The organism is Streptomyces sp. WAC06614 (genome assembly GCF_003949795.1).
GTDB lineage: Bacteria > Actinomycetota > Actinomycetes > Streptomycetales > Streptomycetaceae > Streptomyces.
The window spans coordinates 1-2,325 of record NZ_RPRY01000580.1 but is presented as its reverse complement, the minus strand read 5'-3'; the positions used below and the strand labels follow the sequence as shown (position 1 = coordinate 2,325).

General features: G+C 73.4%; 2 protein-coding genes. Both read left to right on the top strand.

All coding sequences use genetic code 11. The annotated features are described in order from the left end of the window. The first annotated feature begins 463 nt into the window (after positions 1-463). The gene (locus tag EF918_RS34910; protein ID WP_125652871.1) at positions 464-1,495 is read left to right on the top strand and encodes an AraC family transcriptional regulator; all 1,032 of its coding nucleotides are present in this window, start codon (positions 464-466) and stop codon (positions 1,493-1,495) included. Between the two features lie 122 nt (positions 1,496-1,617). Next, entirely contained in the window at positions 1,618-1,998 is a 381-nt protein-coding gene (locus tag EF918_RS34905) for an SH3 domain-containing protein (RefSeq protein WP_260610981.1), read from the top strand. The last annotated feature ends 327 nt before the right edge of the window (positions 1,999-2,325 follow it).

The window sequence follows — 2,325 nt, the reverse complement described above, 5'->3', positions numbered from 1 at the left end:
ACCTCCGCCTGAACCGCCGCACGCCCGTACCGCAGACGTCGCCCACCACCCCCGGCACCTGACGACCTAGGGTCCCTATCCGTCTACTCGCGAAGCAGCCTGATCGCGGCGTTGGAGTCGCCGTCGCGGACCCAGCCTGTCATCCGGGTGACCAGGGGTGCGTGGAGACCGCGAAGAGCGTCCAGCGCCCGGCGGTACGTGGTGGGCGGCATACGTCCCTCGGCAAGCAGGGCCAGGGCCAGGGAGGCGACGTCCAGCGCGAGGGTTCCCCCACGGATTCGCCAGGAAGCGAGATGTTGGTACGGGCCCCGTGGACGTCGGCGGTGCTGGAGTGTTCGGTGCTTTCGAGGACGAGGCCGAGAGCGCCCAGGGCCGCGATCACGGCACGGTCTGCTCGGGTCCTTGACGTTCCGAACGGCAGCAACGGCATGGGCGCCGAGCAGCCCCGTGGTTTGCTCTGAACATGTCACAGAGCCTCGCGCACGGCAGACTTGATCAGGACGGCCGACGGGACGGACCGAAGGCCGGAGGGAAGGCAGGACGGCGGGACGTACCGCAGGCCGGACGGCGGGACGTCCCGCAGGCCGGACGGCGGGATGTACCGCAGGCAGGACGGCGGGACGTCCCGCAGGCCGGCCAGCACCTGACCATCCTCGGCCACCGCGCCTGGCCGGTCACGGACGCCATCTCGCTGCACGACGTGACCGCCGTCGGGCGCCCGACCTGGTCGCCCGCCGAGCCCGGCGTCGCGACCGGGGTGCACCTGATGCGTTCCGGCTACCTGCTGCGCGAGTCGATGGGCCAGTGCGAACTGGTCGACGCCACGAGCGGCACGTTCTCGCACACGGGGCTGGAGGAGCGGTCCGCCTTCCCCGGCAGCGGGAGGGTGCGCTTCACCTTCCTGGCGATGAGCGAGGAGGCGTACGCCCTCCACGTCGCAGGGTCCGACCGCTGGCAGGGCTGGCGGCTGAGCATCGGCCCCGAGCTCGACCTGCGCCACCGCCGCCTGCTGGCCGCCTGCCGCACCGCCGACCGGCTGGAACGGGAGGAGCGCCTCCTCGACCTCTTCGACGCCCTGCCCCCGCACCCCGGCGACGGCGGACCGGGCCCCCGGGTGTCCACCGCGGTCGCGCACTGGCGCCTGGCCACCCAGGTCCGCGAGCTCCTCAACAGCCCGGACGCACTTGCGGCCGCGGGGCTGGACGACCTCGCACGTGCCGTCGGCTCCTCCCCCCACCACCTGAGCCGGGTCTTCCGCAGGATCACCGGCCGGACCATCACCGCCTACCGCAACGAGCTCCGGGTCCGCGCGGTCCTCGAAGACCTGGCCGCCGGCGCCGACAGCCTGGCCGACCTCGCCACCCGCCACGGCTTCGCCGACCACTCCCACCTCGTCCGCACCGTCCGCCGCTTCCTGGGCGAAACCCCCTCGATGCTCCGCCGCCAGCTGAGCAGAAATGTCCAAGCGGCCGGGGAGTCCGCCGCCCGAGGATGAGGGGGCACGAAGCCGGCCGGCACACGGGGGGCGGGGCGCGCAACGGGCGGACCCCGCCCCCACGCCCCGCCCGGGCCGGCCTCTGCGCCCGCACGGCGGGCCCTCACCAAGGAGGAGGAGTGATGAGGAACCTCAGGTCCGAAACTTCGAAGTACGCCCTGATCGCGACCGCATTGACCGCCCTGGCCGTCCCCGCGGTCCTGGTCGGCACGGCCGGCCCGGCGGCCGCGACGGCCGCCTGCGGGACGTCCGGCCCCAACCTGGACGGCGACTCGTTCCGCATGACCGCCGGGGTGGCGGCGAACATGCGCTCCGGTTCCACCACGAGCTGCGGCGTCACCGGCTGGGCCGACAACCAGGACCAGCTCGTCTACTACTGCTGGACCCAGAACTCCAACGGCGCCACCTGGACCTACCTCCGCAACGTCAGCGACGGAAGGTACGGCTGGGTGAGCGACCACCTGCTGCCGAACAACGGATCCGACCGGTGGTGCGGCTTCTGATCCCTCGCCAGGAGGCGGCCCCGCCCCGGCCGGACGCCGGGCGGGCCGTCCCGGGAATTCCGGGACGGCCTGCGGTCGGGGACGTCCTTGCGAAGGCACGCGTGCGACCCCGAACCGTCGCGTTCCGGCCCCGTTCGGCGGTGACGGCCCGGAACCCGCCCGTCCAGCCGCCCAGGCGTTCTTGCGTGCCCGTCATGACCTCACTCAGGTATGGCAGGGCGCCCCTGGTCGCCCTCGCAGCGGTCCTGCTGCTCGGCCCGCAGACGGCCGCGGCCCAGGGCCCCGCGCACCCCCGCCGCGTATACACATCTGACGCTGCCGACGACG

Excerpts from the sequence above, each read along its gene's own strand:
- EF918_RS34910 (WP_125652871.1), top strand. The coding sequence starts at position 464 with ATGTCACAGAGCCTCGCGCACGGCAGACTTGATCAGGACGGCCGACGG.
- EF918_RS34905 (WP_260610981.1), top strand. The coding sequence starts at position 1,618 with ATGAGGAACCTCAGGTCCGAAACTTCGAAGTACGCCCTGATCGCGACC.